This window comes from Streptomyces sp. NPDC008238, from assembly GCF_042956445.1.
Classification (GTDB): Bacteria; Actinomycetota; Actinomycetes; order Streptomycetales; family Streptomycetaceae; genus Actinacidiphila.
In genome coordinates, this window is the sequence record NZ_JBIBGK010000031.1 from 1 (window position 1) to 15,422 (window position 15,422).

Sequence of the window (15,422 nt, forward strand, 5' to 3'; positions counted from 1 at the left end):
GCCTTACGCCTGCCTGGACTTGGGGACCACGCAGGCCGCAGCGCAAGGGGTAGCGATCACAACGAGTGACGGGTGCTTACCGGGAAAGACTCATTCAAGTTCAGTAGCTGCTGTTTGTGATCGGCATGGCGTTTCCCCACCTCCGCGAGGAGCTGACGCCCCGCTCATGCACAGCACCACTGACAACGACGCCCCATCGCTGCCAGACCCCACACGACCAAGACTTCCATAACAGGCCCTGGGCCCGCTGTCGGACCCCGGGTCTACTGTTTCGCCGCCTTCTGCTTCCTGGTGGCCGTCCTCGCCGAACCACTCGGTGGTGGCCCCCGCCTTCGGGGCCGCCGTCGTCTGCACGGTTGTCCTCCAGGCCGCCATCGGCCGCGTTGAGGCGGTGACCACAGCGCGCCGGCTTCTCGCTGCTCAGGCGGGACGGCTTCAGCCGTAGGCCGGTGATCGTGCCGGGGGAGAGCGGAGGCGGGACGGCCGGAGCCACCGTTCATCATCGGTGTGTGACAGCAGAGGGTCGGGCGGTGGTCCCACCCCGGTGCGGACATCCGTTCGACGTCCGTCCCTGGATATCGTCGCCGCATGCCCGAACTCATCGCGCCCAGTGCCCGCCTGCGCTCCGCCTGGCTCGAGGCGCACCGCGAGTGGGGTCCCGGCCAGCACGAGGACGGCTTCGGGCTGGGGCCGTCCGACGAGGTCGGCACGCCGGACGGGTTCGCGGCCTGGGTCGCGGTGCTGGCCGCGCAGGCGGAGCCGGAGGCGGTGGCCGCGGGGCACGGCTGTACGTACCGGTGGATCGTCGAGGGCGACCGCGTGCACGGCGGCATCGCCTTGCGGCTGGGGCCGGCGGACCACGTGCAGCGGTACGGGCACATCGGCTACGGCGTCCGGCCGTCCTCGCGCCGCCGCGGACTGGCCACCTGGGCCCTGGGGCGCATGGTCGGCGAGGCCCGCCGCCTCGGGCTGGACCGGGTCCTCGTCGTCTGCGAGGCCGACAACACCGCCTCCGCGCGGACGATCGAGCGCAACGGTGGCGTCCTCGAAGTCGGAGGCGAGGGCGAAGGCGAGGGCGAAGGTGCCGGGGAGGCCGGATCGGCCGCCGTACGGCGCTACCGGATCACGATCGCCTGACGCGGCTCCGGGCTGCGGCGCCCGCCGCGAACCGAGCGCGGCGGCCAGGAGGCCGTGGGTCACCGGGATCGAAGGCCACCGGCCTGATCTGCCGGACCCCCGTCGGCGTCCACCTGGGGACGGCGGCCGCGAACAGCGTCGGTAACAGGTCCTGACCGGTGATGTCGCCCCGCACGGGCGGATCTCAGCCGTGCCCCGGTCACACCGCGCAGGCTGCTCGCTCAGGTGTCCGAGGGCTGTTGTATCGTTCAGGGCCGTCGATCATTGTAAAAATTTTACTTTGTAGGGGAACTTTTCATGCGCATTCGTCGACTTGTGGCGATCACCGCTGCGACCGGCACCCTCGCACTCGGTCTCGCGGCCTGCGGCGACTCCACGAAGGACGCACCGAAGGCCGCGTCGTCCCAGAGCTCCGCCGCCGAGCCGGCGGAGCAGAAGGAGGTCTCCCCGGTCGACGCGCTGCGGAACGCCGCCAAGGCGGTGGAGGAGCAGGCTTCCGCGAAGGTCACCGTCGACTCCGTGGACCCGGCCGACGGCAACACCAAGGGCGAGGGCACCCTGAGCTGGAAGAAGGGCTCCGAGGGGGCCGAGCTGAGCATGGACGCCGGGTCGGACGCCGACCTGCGGGACATGGCCGGCCCCGACGGCAAGGTCCACATGACGATGGCGGACGGCAGCGTCTACCTCTCGGTCGAGGGGGAGATGGCCGAGGTCGCGCCCGGCAAGAAGTGGCTCAAGCTCGACGGCGCCTCCGCGAAGGACAACCCGGCCAACGACCTGCCGCACGGCCCCGCCGCGAGCCTCGCCGCGCTGTCGACCGCGGCGGACCTCGCCAAGGCCGGCGAGGAGCAGGTCTCGGGCACCGCGGCGACCCACTACACGGGCACGGTGGACATCGAGAAGCTGGCGGCGGACACCTCGGTCCTCGAGCTCATCAGCAAGGACGAGCGCGACGCCTACGTCAAGGAACTGGACACCACCGGCCTCAAGAAGACCGTCGCGATCGAGGCGTGGATCGGCGCCGACGGCCTCGCGGTCAAGACCGTGGAGTCCGGCAAGACGGCCAAGGGCCCGTCCAAGGTGACGATCGTGTACTCCGGCTACAGCGCGACCTCCACCGTCAAGGCGCCCCCGGCCAAGGATGTCACCACGTTCGCCGAGATCCTGAAGAGCGCCGCCCAGGGCTGATCCCCCTCGCGCCGGTGGGTGCGCGGCGACCGCTCGCACCCACCGGCCGGCCCGCCGCACCGCCCAGGGCCCCCGGGCCGGGAGCCCTGGGCGGTGCGGGCAGCCCGTACCCTGAGGGGGCGATGAACCTCTTCAGCACGCCGTGGGGCGCACTCGAACTGACCCGATTCCCCGCGGAGCCGCGGGAGACGCTGCGGGCGTGGGACGCCTCGGACGAGTACCTCCTGCGGCACCTCGCCGAGAACGGGACGGATCTGACCGGCACGATCGTCGTCCTGGGCGACCGCTGGGGGGCGCTGACGACGGCGCTGGCCGCGCACCGTCCCACGCAGATCACGGACTCCCACCTCGGGCAGCAGGCCACACTGGAGAACCTGCGGCGCAATGTGCCGGACGCCCGGGCGCGGTTGCTGACCACGCGTGACGAGCCGCCCGCCCGCATCGACGTGCTGCTGGTCCGGGTGCCGAAGAGCCTGGCGCTGCTGGAGGACCAACTGCACCGGCTGGCGCCCGCGCTGCATCCCGGCACCGTCGTCCTGGGCACGGGCATGGTCACCGAGATCCACACGTCCACGCTGCGGCTGTTCGAGCGGATCGTCGGGCCGACCAGGACCTCGCTCGCGGTGCGCAAGGCGCGGCTGATCCACAGCACCCCCGATCCGGCGGCGGCCCGCGGGGCGAACCCGTGGCCGCTGCGGTACGCGCTGCCCGACGGCATCGGCCCGCTGTCCGGCCGTACCGTCACCAACCACGCGGGGGTGTTCTGCGCCGACCACCTGGACATCGGCACCCGCTTCCTGCTCGAGCACCTGCCGAAGCGCGAGGGCCAGGACCGGGTGCTCGACCTGGGCTGCGGCAACGGGGTGGTGGGGACGGCGGTGGCACTGGCGAACCCCGGCAGCGAGGTGCTGTTCGTCGACGAGTCGCACCAGGCCGTCGCCTCCGCCGAGGAGACCTTCCGCGAGATCGCCGGGCCCGGGGGCAGGGCCCGGTTCCTGGCCGGGGACGCCGCCGACGCCGTGGCGGCGCTGGGGTCGGACGGGGCCGACCTCGTCCTCAACAACCCGCCGTTCCACTCCCACCAGGCGGTCACGGCCGCGACGGCCCAGCGCATGTTCGTCACCGCCCGGTCCACGCTGCGGCCCGGCGGTGAGCTGCTGGTCGTCGGCAACCGGCACCTCGGCTACCACGTGCGCCTGCGGCGGCTCTTCGGGAACTGCGAGGTCGTCGCGTCCAATCCGAAGTTCGTGGTCCTGCGGGCCGTGAGGCGCTGACACCGGGCCGCGGGACCCTTGAGGCGGCCCGGACCGGGCAGACGCTCCTCATGGTGGACGAGACGTACGGCGGCGGAGGAGCGGAGGCGGGCGGGCACCGTGCGGTGCCGCACACCGCCGACGTGCGGATCGAGGCGTGGGGGCCGACCCGGGAGCAGTGCCTGGTCGAGGCGGTACTGGGGCTGGTCGAGTGCTTCGCGGACATCTCGGGGGTACGTCCAGCCTGCGTGCGGCGGATACCGGTGGCGGAGGCCCCCGACGACGATCTGCTGGCGGACCTCCTCGACGAGGTCATCTTCCGGCTCGAGGTGCACGGGGAGGTGCCCGTCGACGTCGAGGCCGAGTCGGACGACGGCGGGCTGGACGTGCGGATGGCGGTGGCCGACGTCCGGTCGGTCGAGGTCATCGGAGCCGTTCCGAAGGCGGTCTCGCTGGGCGAACTGCACCTGGCGCCGGGCCCGTACGGGTGGTCCTGCGCGGCGACGGTCGACGTCTGAGCAGGCGTCCGGGGCCGGATCCGGCCCGCGGTCCCGCGCGGCGTACCGTCCCGCGGGGCTATCCCTTGACCACGCCCAGGGGCACCAGCCGGACGACCCTGCGGCACAGTCCGGCGCCCTCGCTCGCCTCGACCACCGCCGAGACGTCCTTGTAGGCCTCGGGTGTCTCCTCGGCGAGCCCGCGCCAGGACGAGGCGCGCACCGCGATCCCGCGGGCCTCCAGCCGGGCCCGCAGCTCCCTGCCGCTGACTCCGCGCGCGGCCTGGTGCCGGCTCTTCTCCCGGCCGGCGCCGTGGCAGGTCGAGTGGAAGGCGTCGCCGCGGGGAACGCCGGTGAGGACGTACGAGCAGGTGCCCATGGTGCCGGGGATGAGCACGGGCTGGCCGACGCCGCGCAGGTCGGCGGGCAGGTCCGGGTGGCCGGGCGGGAGCGCCAGGGTGGCGCCCTTGCGGTGGACGCACAGGGTGCGGGGCACCCCGTCCACCTCGTGCTCCTCGATCTTCGCCAGGTTGTGGGACACGTCGTAGACGAGCGTGAGACGGACCCCCGCCTCGCGGCGGAAGACGCGGCGGGACAGCTCGCCCAGGAGCTGGCGGTTGGCCCGGGCGTAGTTGGCGGCGGCGGCCATCGCGCCGAGGTAGGCGCGGCCCTCGGGCGAGTCGGCCGGGGCGCAGGCGAGCTGCCGGTCGGGGACGTCGATGCCGTACCGCCGCATCGCCCGGTCCATCGCCCGCACGTGGTCGGAGCAGATCTGGTGCCCCAGCCCGCGGGAGCCGCAGTGGATCATCACGCAGACCTGGCCGGGCGCGAGGCCGAAGGCGGCGGCGACCGGCGCGTCGTAGACCTCGGCGACCTCCTGCACCTCGAGGAAGTGGTTGCCGGAACCGAGGCTGCCGACCTGTCCGAGGCCGCGTTCACGGGCACGCGCGCCGACTCCGCCGGTGTCGGCGTCGGCTACGGTGCCGCCGTCCTCGCAGCGCCGCAGGTCGCCGTCCTCGCCGTGGCCCTCCTCCACGGCGTAGCGGGACCCGCCCGCCAGCACCCGTTCCAGCAGGCGGTCGCTGCCGAGGTGCCAGACGGCCCCGGTGACGGCGCCGCGCGGGGTGTCCTGGCCGAGCCCGTCCATGATCGCGGGCAGGGCGGGCCCGACCGCCTCGCGGTCGCAGTCGGCGGCCAGCAGCCGTACGCCGCAGGAGATGTCGAAGCCCACCCCGCCCGGGGAGACCACGCCGCCGTCGGCGACGTCGGTCGCGGCGACCCCGCCGATCGGGAAGCCGTAGCCCCAGTGGACGTCCGGCATGGCGTACGAGGCCGTGACGATGCCGGGCAGCGTCGCGACGTTGACGACCTGTTCCAGCGCCTTCCCGGCGTGGCCCAGCAGGTCGCGGGAGGCGAACACGACACCGGGGACGCGCATCCGGGCGCGCCGGCCGATGCGGAACCGGTAGGGATCCTCTTCCACGACGTCCATCACGGCCTCCAGGGCCCGGTCGGCGGGCGAACACGCCCCCTGTGGGTCGCGTTGCCGGGGCGGGCGCCGGTAAACGGAGCCCCGGCCGGATCCGGATGACGGACGTAGCATGAGAAAACGAGCAGGAACGCATCCACCTGCGACGGCCCGGCCAGGGCGGTCCCGGTGCGCCCGCGCCGGGGGCCACGGCGCCAGTCCGGCGCTCCACCGAGGAGCAGCTCATGATCCATTCAGCCGACATCCGCGAGTGGCGCGACCGTGACGTCATCGACCCCAAGGGGCACAAGATCGGCGCGCTGGAGGCGGTCTACGTCGACACCGCCACCGACGAGCCCGCCATGGCGACGGTGCGCACCGGGCTGCCCACTCGGCACCGACTGGTTTTCGTGCCCCTCGACGAGGCGGTCGTCGGGCCCGGTTACGTCCAGGTCGCCCAGTCCAGGGGGCTGGTGAGGAAGGCTCCGTCCATCGGGACGGACGACGTCCTGCCCGTCGAGCAGGAAGGGGAGATCTTCCAGTACTACGACATGGCCTACCACCCGAGCGCCGGAGGCGAACGGAAGCTCGCCCGGCGCTGACGACCCTCGCGCCAAGGAGGTGTTCCGGCCGTGGCGCTCTTCCTGTTCCTGCTCCTGGTGGCCGTGGTCCTGGGGCTGATCGGCGTGGTCGCCGAGGGTCTTCTCTACCTGCTGGTCATCGGCATCGTCGTGCTCGTGCTCGACCTCGTCCTCGTCGGCGTCAGGTGGCGGCGTTCGCGCCGCGGACCGCTGCGCTGACGCCGGGGACCCGGCCGATACGGGCGAGTGCGTCGCGAACCGGTGGGTAGCAGGCACCAGGTACGAAGAGTCCTCCGTGCGAAGAGGGAATCCGTCATGACGGACCAGAAAGCCGCCGCCCGCCCGATCGGGCCGGACACCGACCTGGAACAGGTCTTCGAACTCGCCCAGCAGCTCCGTGTGGACTCCGTGCGGGCCAGCACCGCGGCCGGCTCGGGCCACCCCACCTCCAGTCTGTCCGCCGCCGACCTGATGGCCGTTCTGATGGCGCGTCATCTGAAGTACGACTGGCGAAAGCCCGAGAACCCGGCCAACGACCACCTGATCTTCTCCAAGGGACACGCCTCACCCCTGCTCTACGCGATGTTCCACGCCGCGGGCGCCGTCGACGAGCACGAGCTCATGACGACGTACCGCACCTTCGGGGCACGCCTCCAGGGCCACCCCACCCCCGTACTGCCGTGGGTGGACGTGGCCACGGGATCGCTGGGCCAGGGCATCGCCTACGGCGTGGGCATCGCCACGGCGGGCCGCGACCTGGAGCACGAGCCGTACCGGGTGTGGGTGTTGTGCGGCGACAGCGAGATGGCCGAGGGCTCGGTGTGGGAGGCCCTGGACAAGGCGGGTCAGCGGCGACTGCCCAACTTCGTCGCGATCGTCGACGTCAACCGGCTCGGGCAGCGCGGCCCCACCGAACTGCAGTGGGACACCGAGGCGTACGCCCGCCGTGTCGAGGCCTTCGGCTGCCGCGCGCTCGTCGTCGACGGGCACGACCTCCAGGCCGTCGACCGGGCGCTGGCCACTGCGGCGGACGCGCAAGCGCCCACCGTCATCGTGGCCAGGACCGTCAAGGGGCAGGGTGTCCCGGAGGTCGCCGACCACGAGGGCTGGCACGGCAAGCCGCTGCCGCCGGACCTCGCCGAGCACGCCATCGAGGAACTCGGCGGCGTGCGCCACCTGACCGTCCGCGGGCCGCTGCCGCCCGAGGCCGCCCCGCGCCCGCCGATGACCGCGACGACCCCCGTGGAGCTGCCGCAGTTCCGGATGGGCGAGGCCGTCGCCACCCGGGTCGCCTTCGGCAAGGCGCTCGTCGCCGTCGGCGCCCGCCCCGACGTCGTGGTCCTGGACGCCGAGGTCGGCAACTCCACGCACGCGGAGGACTTCGGCAAGGCCTACCCCGAGCGGTACTTCGAGACGTACATCGCCGAGCAGCAGATGATCGCCTCGGCCGTGGGCATGGCCGTGCGCGGCTACCGTCCGTACGCCGCGACGTTCGCGGCCTTCCTCACCCGGGCGCACGACTTCATCCGCATGGCGGCCATCTCGCAGATCTCGATGGCGCTTTCGGGCAGCCACTGCGGTGTGGAGATCGGCGCGGACGGGCCGTCGCAGATGGGCGTGGAGGACCTGTCGATGATGCGCGCGGTCCACGGATCCACGGTGCTGTACCCGAGCGACGCCACGTCCGCCGCCGCGCTGACGGCCGCCCAGGCGGACCTCGAGGGCATCTCCTACCTGCGCACCACGCGCGGGGCGTACCCCGTCCTGTACGGGCCCGACGAGTCCTTCCCGGTCGGCGGTTCCAAGACCCTGCGGCAGTCCGGGGACGACGAGGTCACCCTGATCGGGGCCGGGGTCACGCTGCACGAGTGCCTGGCCGCGGCCGACGCGCTGGCCGCCGAGGGCGTCACGGCCCGGGTGATCGACCTGTACTCGGTCAAGCCCGTGGACGCCGACGCCCTCGCCCGCGCCGCCCGCGACACCGGTGCCCTGGTCGTCGCCGAGGACCACCACCCGGAGGGTGGCCTGGGCGAGGCCGTGCTCTCCGCCCTCGCCGCACGGCACCAGGGGCCCGCCTTCGCGCACCTGGCCGTCCGTGACCTGCCCGGATCGGGCACGGCGGAGGAACTCATGGACGCCGCCGGGATCTCCCGCACCCACATCGCCGAGGCCGCGAAGCGGCTGGTCTCCGGCTGAGCCGGGGCACGTCCGGTACGCGCACCGGCGGCCGCCGTCACCTGTGTGACGGCGGCCGCCGCCGTGTGCCCGCGGCCGGCCCCCGCCCGCGGTCCGTCGCACACGGGGCGCGCACACACGTCGTGCGGTCGGTGGACGCGGCGCGGCCCGTCACCTGGACGGGCTAACCGGCCTGCTCGCCGGGGCGCCCCCCCGGCCGTCCTCCGGGACCGGCGCCGGGCAGCTGCACACGCCCCCGTCCCGTGTCCGCTCGCCGGGCGATCTTCATCCGCGTCGCCCACGCTGGTGCCGGTGCCCGCCCACCCGGCGGCGCAGCCGCACGCGAGGGCGGCCTTCGCGGCCCCCACGAACCCCATAAGGGAGCAGGCATGACATTGACGACGGATGCGCTCATACCCGCGCTCGAGGATGTGCGGGAGGCACACGCCGCGGTGGTCGACCGGTTCCGGGCCGACATGGCCGTCACCCCCGCCGGTCCCCATCGGCAGACCCTGGAACGTCATGCCGCCCAGACCCAGCACCACATCGCCCGCATCGAGACCCACGTCCGTGACATGCGCCCGCGCCACCTGCTGCGCGACACCGGCGAGATGGTCAGGACCGCGTCGGCGGGCGCGTTCCACACCGCGATGGCACCCCTGCACATCGGCGCCCGCATGGTCCGCGGCGTCCTGCCCGGAGGGGCGCACCCCGACGAGCACCAGCAGTTGAGGAACACCGAGGACGAGTACACCGCCACGGCGCGGGCGCTCGCCGCCTGCCGCGCCGGCGAGAGCATCGCCACCCTCGCCCAGGACGACCGCGCCGCCGCTCTGCTGACCACGCTGCGCCGGCAGGACGAGCAACTGCTGCGCGAACTGGAGTCCAGCGTCGAGGAACAGGCGCTGGCCCTGGCCACGACGGCGGCCGGCGACGGCCGGCGCCCCCACGGCGCGGCCGGGATCGCCGACGCCGCCGTGCGCACGCTGCGCACCACCGCCCAACGGCTGCAGGCGGTCTGGGCGGGCGGCGGCGGGTCCGCGCCCCGGCCCGCGGCCGACGCCCCGCGCCCGGCGGGCAAGGCCCCGGCGGCCCACGCCCCGATGGCCGGCACCATCGACCTGCCGCTCGCGGACTACGACCGGCTCCCGGTCGCCGAGATCATCCAGCGGCTGCGCCTGTTCTCGCAGGCGGACCTCTCCATGATCGAGGACTACGAGCGCGAACACGGCGACCGGGTCGGGGTCCTGAACGCCATCGAGAACCTGCGCGGCAACCAGCCCTGGCCCGGCTACGACACCATGAGCCCGGACCAGATCACCGCCCGGCTGCGGGGCGCCGAACCGCTGCTGGCCCGGCAGACCATGGACTACGAGCGCCAGCACCGCCGGCGTGCCGACGTCATCAGCGCCGCCAAGCAGCGCACCCGCGCCGCCGTCTGACCCGCGGCTCCACGAGGTCCCCGCCGCGGCACCGCGGCGGGGATCCGCGCCGTCCGTGCGCAGGGCGGGTGCGGGGGCGCAGGCGGGGTAGGCGTACTCCTGCCGTCAAGGAGCAGAAGGGAGCACTGCGATGGCCGACTCGTCACTGAAGGCCGTCGGCTGGGCGCGGTCGTTCCCCGTGTCGGGCGGGGTGCGCGCCGGCCGCCGGTGGACGCGGGACCATCTCGCCGCCCTGGACTGGACGGAGGACGCGCCGGGCACGGTCGACGACATCCTGCTGGCCGTGTCGGAGCTCATCACGAACGCGCACGTCCACGCGCACAGCGACGCCGAGGTCGTCCTGACCTGGGACAGCCGGTGCCTGCACGTCAGCGTCCACGATGACGACGACCGGGTGCCCGTCCCCCGCGACGCCGACGAGGACGCCACCGGCGGGCGCGGCCTCGCCCTCGTGGACGGTCTCGCCGACAGCTGGCAGACGCACTCCCAGCACCACGGCAAGACCATAACGGCGTGCTTCACGCCGCCTGTTCGGAACCCGGGCGATGCCGGTGCCGGCTCCGGTACCGATGCCGGTGGTGAGCCGGCACGCTGAGGCCCCGCCGTCGTGGACGAGGGCCGACCGCGGGTCAGGGGTGGAACGGGTCCGTGGAGTGGGTGAGCGGAGCGTTGTGCACGGTCGCCGAGTTGTACGTCCAGCGGTCGGCGTGGGCCTGCTCGCGGCGGGCCTGCTCGATGAGGAGGCCGTCCACGTTCTCCGTGCGGCGGTAGCCGCGGCGCAGGAGCTTGACGACCAGGAACGCCACGAAGGACACCAGCAGGAACAAGAGGATCCCGAATTCGACCACAGCAGCTCTCCCCCGTGCGACATCAGCCTTGTGACCTGGATGGTAGCCGCGGAACAGCGGCGTGTCCCTCCCGCTTGAGCCTCATCTGAGCCTTCGGGAAACCCGGTTGGCGTGCGGAGACCGCGCTGTCAGGATCACGGGCATGGGAGACGCGACGACGGTCCGCGCGGTCAACGCGCTGACCGAGGGGTGGGCGGGCAGGGCACTGCGGCAGGGCGACGAGACGGTGTTCTCCGCCGCGGGGGTGTGGCCGCTGCTGGCCCTGCTGGCGGCGGGGGCGGACGGCGCGGCCCGGGACGAACTCGAGCGGGCGACGGGCGTCGGAGCCGCTGAGGCGGCCGAGGCCGCGGGGCGGCTGCTGGCACGCCTCGACGAACTGCCGGGCGTGGCCTCCGCGATCGGGCTGTGGAGCAGCGCGGCGCTACCGCTGGAGCCGGGGTGGGCCGTCGCGTTGCCGCCGGGCGCGCACGGGGTGCTGAGCGGCGACGTCGCCGCCGACCGCGCGGCGCTGGACGCCTGGGCCGACAAGCGTTCCGGCGGCCTGGTCCCCCGGATGCCGATCCCCTTCGACGAGGACACCGAGCTGGTGCTGGCGGGCGCGCTGACCGTCAGGACGGACTGGCTGCGGCCGTTCGAGGACCACGGAGGTGTGCTGTACCGGACCACCGCGTTGCTGGACCGCACCGAGGTGCTGGACGCTCCCTGCGGCCGGGTGACGGTGCTGAAGGTGCTGGGCAATGGCGGGATCGACGTCCACCTGCTGCGCGGCGAGGCGGGCGTGCCCGGCGGCGAGGTGCTGGCGGCGGGAGTGGGCGCGCTGCGGCGCGCGTACCCGGCCGTCCCGGGTGACCGGCTTCCGTACGGGGAGCCCGGGCCCGGGGTCCTGGTGTCCCGGGTGCGCGGCTCCAACCGCAGGCCGTTCCTGTCGGTCGCCACGGCACCGTTCGAGGTGACGGCGCACCACGATCTGCTGGATCACGCGGGGCTGTTCGGGCTGGCTTCCGCCACGGACGGCTCGCGCGGCCACTTCCCCGGGATCAGCGGCGAGCCGCTGGCGGTGGGCGCCGCCGGGCAGACGGTGGCGGCCTCCTTCGGCGCGCAGGGCTACCGCTCCGCCGCGGTCACGGCGTTCGGCGCCGTGGGGGCGGGCATGCCGCCCCCGTACTCGGCGAAGTGCGTGGAGGTCGAGTTCCTCGGGCCGATCGGCTTCCTGACGCTCCACCGGACCTCTCGCCTGGTGCTCAACGCGGGCTGGGTGAACGCGGACCTCCCCGACTGGGACGCGTCGCACGCGGCCGACGCCGACGGGACGACGTGACGCGCCGCGACGATCCACACGCTCGGGTACGCCCAAGGCGACCGCGCCGTGCGGCGGGGTGGCATGGTCGCGACATGACGGACGTGCACCGCCGGATGGCCGGCGCGCTGGGGCTGGTCCTGCTCGCGGTCACCGTCGCGGGGTGCGCCGATCCGGCCGCCGATCCGCGGGCCGGGGGCCGGGACCGCTCGGGGAAGGGTCTCTGCCCGCCGCCGCAGGCGCAGCCGGCGGAGCCCTCTCCGTGCGTCACCGTCGACTGGAACCAGCGGGTGGCGGAGAACCACGCGTTCCGCAGCGCCCTGCCGATCACCGAGGAGCAGCGGCGGCAGGGGGCGCCGAAGGCCGAGGCGCCGGCGGCGGCCCTGACCGGGCTCGCGGCCTCCGGGACCTCGCAGGACGCCCTGCGCGCCACGGCGGCCCGGGCGCCGGCGCTGCCTGCCTCCCGGATCGAGGTGCAGGGCGGCCGCTTCGACCCGCTCCGCGACGTGCTGGTCGGCGGCGGCGAGGGGCGTGTGTGCGTCAACGGCGGCGTCGACGGCGCGGGGAAGGCGCACGCCGAGGTGGTCGGGCGCACCGCGGACGGGTCGTGCCTGCCGGGACCCGGCGGGCACTGACCCGTCCGCCGCGTCAGGCGGTCGCCTCGTCCAGCAGCTCCAGGACGTGCCGGTAGGGGCGGCCGGTGGCGCGGCTCATGCCCATCTCGCAGGTGCGGTTGCAGGAGGCGTACGCGTCGAACGCGCCGGCGGTGATCTCCGCCGCCTGGGCGGCCGTCGCGGACCCGGTGACCTCCGGGTGGAGCAGGCCGCGGTCCCCGGCGAAGGCGCAGCAGCCCCAGTTGTCGGGGACGGTGACCTTTTCGCTGACCGCGGCCGCCACCTGGCGGAGGGCCGCGTCGATGCCCAGGTGGACGGTGGAGCACGTGGGGTGCAGCGCCATGCTGCCCATGCGGCGCGGGGCGGGCAGCGCGGGCAGCAGGTGCTCGGCCGTGAAGGCGACGCTGTCGACGAACCGCAGGGCCGAGTAGCGGGCACGCTCGGACTCCGGCAGGGCGTCGGCCAGTTGCTCGAGCCCGTGGGTGCAGGAGGAGGCGTCGCACACGACCGGCAGCCGCCCGCCGTCGCTGGCCTCCCACAGGACCTCCAGGGTCCGGCCGGCCATGGTGCGGTGCCCGTCGGTGTAGCCCTTGGACTGCCAGGGTGTGCCGCAGCACAGCCCGGTCAGCCCGTCCGGGACGGTGACCTGGACGCCGGCGCGTTCGCACAGCCGCAGGAAGGCGGCCGCCGCGCCACCGGAGTCCCCTTCGGGGGCGAAGACGCTGCCGATGCAGGCGGCGAAGAACACCGCCCGCGCGCCTTCGGGGTGCCGCGGCGCCGGGCGGGCCGGGCCGCCGCGCGGGATGTCGCCGGACCAGGTGGGCACCAGTTCCGTCGCCCCCAGTCTGCGGGCCGCGCCGGTCGCGGCGCGGGCGACCGGGGTGGGCAGGACGTGGGCGGTGTTGAGGGCGGCGCGCACCGAGGTGACGGCGCTCCCCCAGTGCCGGGCGGTGGTTTTGCCGAGGCGCTGGGCGGTGGGGCTGTGGCGCTGTGCGCGCAGGCGCTTCATGACCGCGCCGGTGTCGATCGTGACGGGGCAGGCCGTGACGCACAGGCTGTCGGCCGCACAACTGTCGACGGCCGCGTAGGCGTAGTCCGCCTCCAGGGCGCGGCGGCGTTCCTCGTCGCCGGCGGCGGTGGCCAGCGCGATCTCGCGCTGCAGGGCGATGCGCTGCCGGGGCGTGGTCGTGACGTCGGCGGTCGGGCAGACGGGCTCGCAGTAGCCGCATTCCACGCAGGCGTCGACGGCGGGGTCGACCGGGGGGACGCTCTTGAGGTCCCGCAGGTGCGCGGCCGGGTCGTCGGTCAGCAGGACGCCCGGGCTGAGGACGTCGTGGGGGTCGCAGAGCCGCTTCAACTCGCGCATGACGTCGTAGAGTTCGTCGCCGTACTGGCGGTGGACGAAGGGGGCCATGGCACGGCCGGTGCCGTGTTCGGCCTTCAGGGTGCCGCCGGCGTCCAGGACGAGGTCGACCATGGCGTCGGTGAAGCGGGCGTAGCGCTCGGTCTCGGCGGGGGTGTCGAAGTCCTGGGTGAGCATGAAGTGCAGGTTGCCGTCGCGGGCGTGGCCGAAGATGACGGCGTCCTGGTAGCCGTACCGGTCGAACAGGCCGATCAGGCCCTCGCAGGTGCCGGTCAGCCGCTCCATGGGCACCGCGATGTCCTCCAGGAGCGCGGTCGTCCCGGCGGGACGTGCGCCGGCGACGGCCGTGTAGAGGCCCTTGCGCAGGTGCCAGAGGCGGCCGCGCACGGCGGCGTCGCGGGTGAGCGCGGAGCCGGTGACCGCGGGCAGCCGGTCCAGGACGGGACGGGCGGCGGCCACCGTGGCGTCCAGCGCTTCGGCGCTGTCCTCGGCGAACTCCACCAGCAGGGCGGCGTGGCGTTCCACCCGCAGCCCGCGCAGTTCCTCGACGGGGTCGGCGGCCTGCTGGGCGACGCGCAGTGAGGCGGCGTCGAGGAGTTCGGCGGTGCGGGCGCCGGCGGCCAGCAGCGCGGGCAGGGCGTCGGTCGCCTCGGCCGGGCCAGGCATGATCAGCAGGCCGGTGGCGGCGTGCGGCAGCAGGGGGACGGTACGGAAGACGGCCTCCGCGACGAAGCCGAGGGTGCCCTCGCTGCCGATCATCAGGTGGGCGAGGATGTCGGCGGGGTCGGTGTGGTCGAGGAACGAGTTGAGCCCGTAGCCCATGGTGTTCTTCATCGCGAACAGCCGCTCGATGGTGGCGCGTGAGGCGGCGGAGCCGCGGACCCGGTCGCGCAGCCGGAGCAGCCCGGCGTGGAGGTCCGGCTCGTGGGCGCGCAGCGCGGCGTCCGCGTCGGGGGCGGCGGTGTCGACGACGGTGCCCGAGGGCAGCACGAACTGCAACGACTCCATGGTGCGGTAGGCGTTGTCCTGGGTGCCGCAGTTCATGCCGCTGGAGTTGTTGGCGACCAGCCCGCCGATGGTGCAGGCGCTCTCGCTGGCCGGGTCGGGGCCGAGGCGGCGTCCGTGGCGGGCGAGCCGGGCGTTGGCCTGGCGCACGGTGAGTCCCGGCTGGAGGCGGATGCGCAGGCCGTCGTCGAGGACTTCGGCGGAGCGCCAGTGCGTGCGGACGTCCACCAGGACGCCGTCGCCGCCGGCCTGTCCCGCCAGGCTCGTGCCGCCGGAGCGCAGCGTCAGCGGCATCCCGGTCCGGTGCGCGCCGGCCATGAGCGCGCCGACCTCGGTGGCGGAGGCGGCGCGCACCACGGCCTGCGGTGTGAAGAGGTACGGGGAGGCGTCGTGGGCGGCCGCGACCCTGCGGGGCACGTCGGTGGAGACCCGGGAGGGGTCGGCGACGCAGTCGGCCGCCCACGCGGCCGGGCCGGGGTCGGCGGTGCGGGACGTGCCGGCGGGGGTGGCGGAGGGGGTGCTCATGGTTCCTCGGGTGACGACGGTACGACGCG

General features: G+C 74.2%; 14 protein-coding genes. 11 read left to right on the forward strand and 3 right to left on the reverse strand.

Annotated elements, in window-relative coordinates:
- The first annotated feature begins 588 nt into the window (after positions 1 to 588).
- The 4 genes from ACFZAU_RS36070 to ACFZAU_RS36085 all read left to right on the forward strand — a co-directional run bounded on the left by ACFZAU_RS36070 (position 589) and on the right by ACFZAU_RS36085 (position 4,096).
- Complete coding sequence (locus ACFZAU_RS36070; RefSeq protein ID WP_500555673.1) at positions 589 to 1,137, forward strand: GNAT family N-acetyltransferase; 549 nt, start codon at positions 589 to 591, stop codon at positions 1,135 to 1,137.
- A gap of 297 nt (positions 1,138 to 1,434) precedes the next feature.
- Positions 1,435 to 2,325: an SCO4651 family lipoprotein gene (locus tag ACFZAU_RS36075; RefSeq protein ID WP_500555674.1), complete on the forward strand. Its 891-nt coding sequence runs from the start codon at positions 1,435 to 1,437 to the stop codon at positions 2,323 to 2,325.
- 122 nt (positions 2,326 to 2,447) lie between these two features.
- A complete protein-coding gene (locus ACFZAU_RS36080) occupies positions 2,448 to 3,599 on the forward strand; it encodes a methyltransferase (protein WP_500555675.1) in 1,152 nt (383 codons plus the stop codon).
- Between the two features lie 50 nt (positions 3,600 to 3,649).
- Complete coding sequence (locus ACFZAU_RS36085; protein ID WP_499606746.1) at positions 3,650 to 4,096, forward strand: archease; 447 nt, start codon at positions 3,650 to 3,652, stop codon at positions 4,094 to 4,096.
- A gap of 58 nt (positions 4,097 to 4,154) precedes the next feature.
- Here ACFZAU_RS36085 and ACFZAU_RS36090 read toward each other — a convergent pair whose 3' ends face one another.
- Positions 4,155 to 5,567, reverse strand: a complete 1,413-nt coding sequence (locus ACFZAU_RS36090; RefSeq protein ID WP_500555676.1) for an RtcB family protein — start codon at positions 5,565 to 5,567, stop codon at positions 4,155 to 4,157.
- 221 nt (positions 5,568 to 5,788) lie between these two features.
- Here ACFZAU_RS36090 and ACFZAU_RS36095 point away from each other — a divergent pair, with 221 nt between their 5' ends.
- From ACFZAU_RS36095 to ACFZAU_RS36115, 5 genes are all read left to right on the forward strand, one after another.
- Entirely contained in the window at positions 5,789 to 6,145 is a 357-nt protein-coding gene (locus ACFZAU_RS36095) for a PRC-barrel domain-containing protein (RefSeq protein WP_500555677.1), read from the forward strand.
- A 30-nt stretch (positions 6,146 to 6,175) separates the two neighbouring features.
- Positions 6,176 to 6,343 (forward strand): hypothetical protein, encoded by a 168-nt coding sequence (locus tag ACFZAU_RS36100; protein ID WP_499606743.1) that lies wholly within the window; start codon positions 6,176 to 6,178, stop codon positions 6,341 to 6,343.
- Positions 6,344 to 6,439: 96 nt separating this feature from the next.
- Positions 6,440 to 8,320, forward strand: a complete 1,881-nt coding sequence (locus tag ACFZAU_RS36105) for a transketolase (protein ID WP_500555678.1) — start codon at positions 6,440 to 6,442, stop codon at positions 8,318 to 8,320.
- A gap of 368 nt (positions 8,321 to 8,688) precedes the next feature.
- On the forward strand, positions 8,689 to 9,741 hold the full coding sequence (locus tag ACFZAU_RS36110; RefSeq protein ID WP_500555679.1) for a hypothetical protein: 1,053 nt from the start codon (positions 8,689 to 8,691) through the stop codon (positions 9,739 to 9,741).
- A 130-nt stretch (positions 9,742 to 9,871) separates the two neighbouring features.
- Positions 9,872 to 10,336 carry an ATP-binding protein gene (locus ACFZAU_RS36115; protein ID WP_500555680.1) on the forward strand — a complete coding sequence of 155 codons (465 nt, stop codon included), beginning with the start codon at positions 9,872 to 9,874 and terminating at the stop codon, positions 10,334 to 10,336.
- A gap of 34 nt (positions 10,337 to 10,370) precedes the next feature.
- Here the strand turns inward: ACFZAU_RS36115 and ACFZAU_RS36120 are convergent, their stop codons facing one another.
- Positions 10,371 to 10,589 (reverse strand): hypothetical protein, encoded by a 219-nt coding sequence (locus ACFZAU_RS36120; protein WP_500555681.1) that lies wholly within the window; start codon positions 10,587 to 10,589, stop codon positions 10,371 to 10,373.
- 142 nt (positions 10,590 to 10,731) lie between these two features.
- Here ACFZAU_RS36120 and ACFZAU_RS36125 point away from each other — a divergent pair, with 142 nt between their 5' ends.
- Entirely contained in the window at positions 10,732 to 11,907 is a 1,176-nt protein-coding gene (locus ACFZAU_RS36125; protein WP_500555682.1) for a serpin family protein, read from the forward strand.
- A gap of 74 nt (positions 11,908 to 11,981) precedes the next feature.
- Positions 11,982 to 12,521, forward strand: coding sequence for a precorrin-3B C(17)-methyltransferase (locus ACFZAU_RS36130; protein ID WP_500555683.1), 540 nt, complete (start codon positions 11,982 to 11,984; stop codon positions 12,519 to 12,521).
- 13 nt (positions 12,522 to 12,534) lie between these two features.
- Here the strand turns inward: ACFZAU_RS36130 and ACFZAU_RS36135 are convergent, their stop codons facing one another.
- The gene (locus tag ACFZAU_RS36135) at positions 12,535 to 15,393 is read right to left on the reverse strand and encodes an FAD-binding and (Fe-S)-binding domain-containing protein (RefSeq protein ID WP_500555684.1); all 2,859 of its coding nucleotides are present in this window, start codon (positions 15,391 to 15,393) and stop codon (positions 12,535 to 12,537) included.
- Positions 15,394 to 15,422: the final 29 nt, after the last annotated feature.

Coding starts and splice junctions, on each gene's coding strand:
- ACFZAU_RS36105 (WP_500555678.1), top strand. CDS start 6,440: ATGACGGACCAGAAAGCCGCCGCCCGCCCGATCGGGCCGGACACCGAC.
- ACFZAU_RS36115 (WP_500555680.1), top strand. CDS start 9,872: ATGGCCGACTCGTCACTGAAGGCCGTCGGCTGGGCGCGGTCGTTCCCC.
- ACFZAU_RS36090 (WP_500555676.1), bottom strand. CDS start 5,567: ATGGACGTCGTGGAAGAGGATCCCTACCGGTTCCGCATCGGCCGGCGC.
- ACFZAU_RS36095 (WP_500555677.1), top strand. CDS start 5,789: ATGATCCATTCAGCCGACATCCGCGAGTGGCGCGACCGTGACGTCATC.
- ACFZAU_RS36125 (WP_500555682.1), top strand. CDS start 10,732: ATGGGAGACGCGACGACGGTCCGCGCGGTCAACGCGCTGACCGAGGGG.
- ACFZAU_RS36070 (WP_500555673.1), top strand. CDS start 589: ATGCCCGAACTCATCGCGCCCAGTGCCCGCCTGCGCTCCGCCTGGCTC.
- ACFZAU_RS36075 (WP_500555674.1), top strand. CDS start 1,435: ATGCGCATTCGTCGACTTGTGGCGATCACCGCTGCGACCGGCACCCTC.
- ACFZAU_RS36135 (WP_500555684.1), bottom strand. CDS start 15,393: ATGAGCACCCCCTCCGCCACCCCCGCCGGCACGTCCCGCACCGCCGAC.
- ACFZAU_RS36080 (WP_500555675.1), top strand. CDS start 2,448: ATGAACCTCTTCAGCACGCCGTGGGGCGCACTCGAACTGACCCGATTC.
- ACFZAU_RS36085 (WP_499606746.1), top strand. CDS start 3,650: ATGGTGGACGAGACGTACGGCGGCGGAGGAGCGGAGGCGGGCGGGCAC.
- ACFZAU_RS36110 (WP_500555679.1), top strand. CDS start 8,689: ATGACATTGACGACGGATGCGCTCATACCCGCGCTCGAGGATGTGCGG.
- ACFZAU_RS36130 (WP_500555683.1), top strand. CDS start 11,982: ATGACGGACGTGCACCGCCGGATGGCCGGCGCGCTGGGGCTGGTCCTG.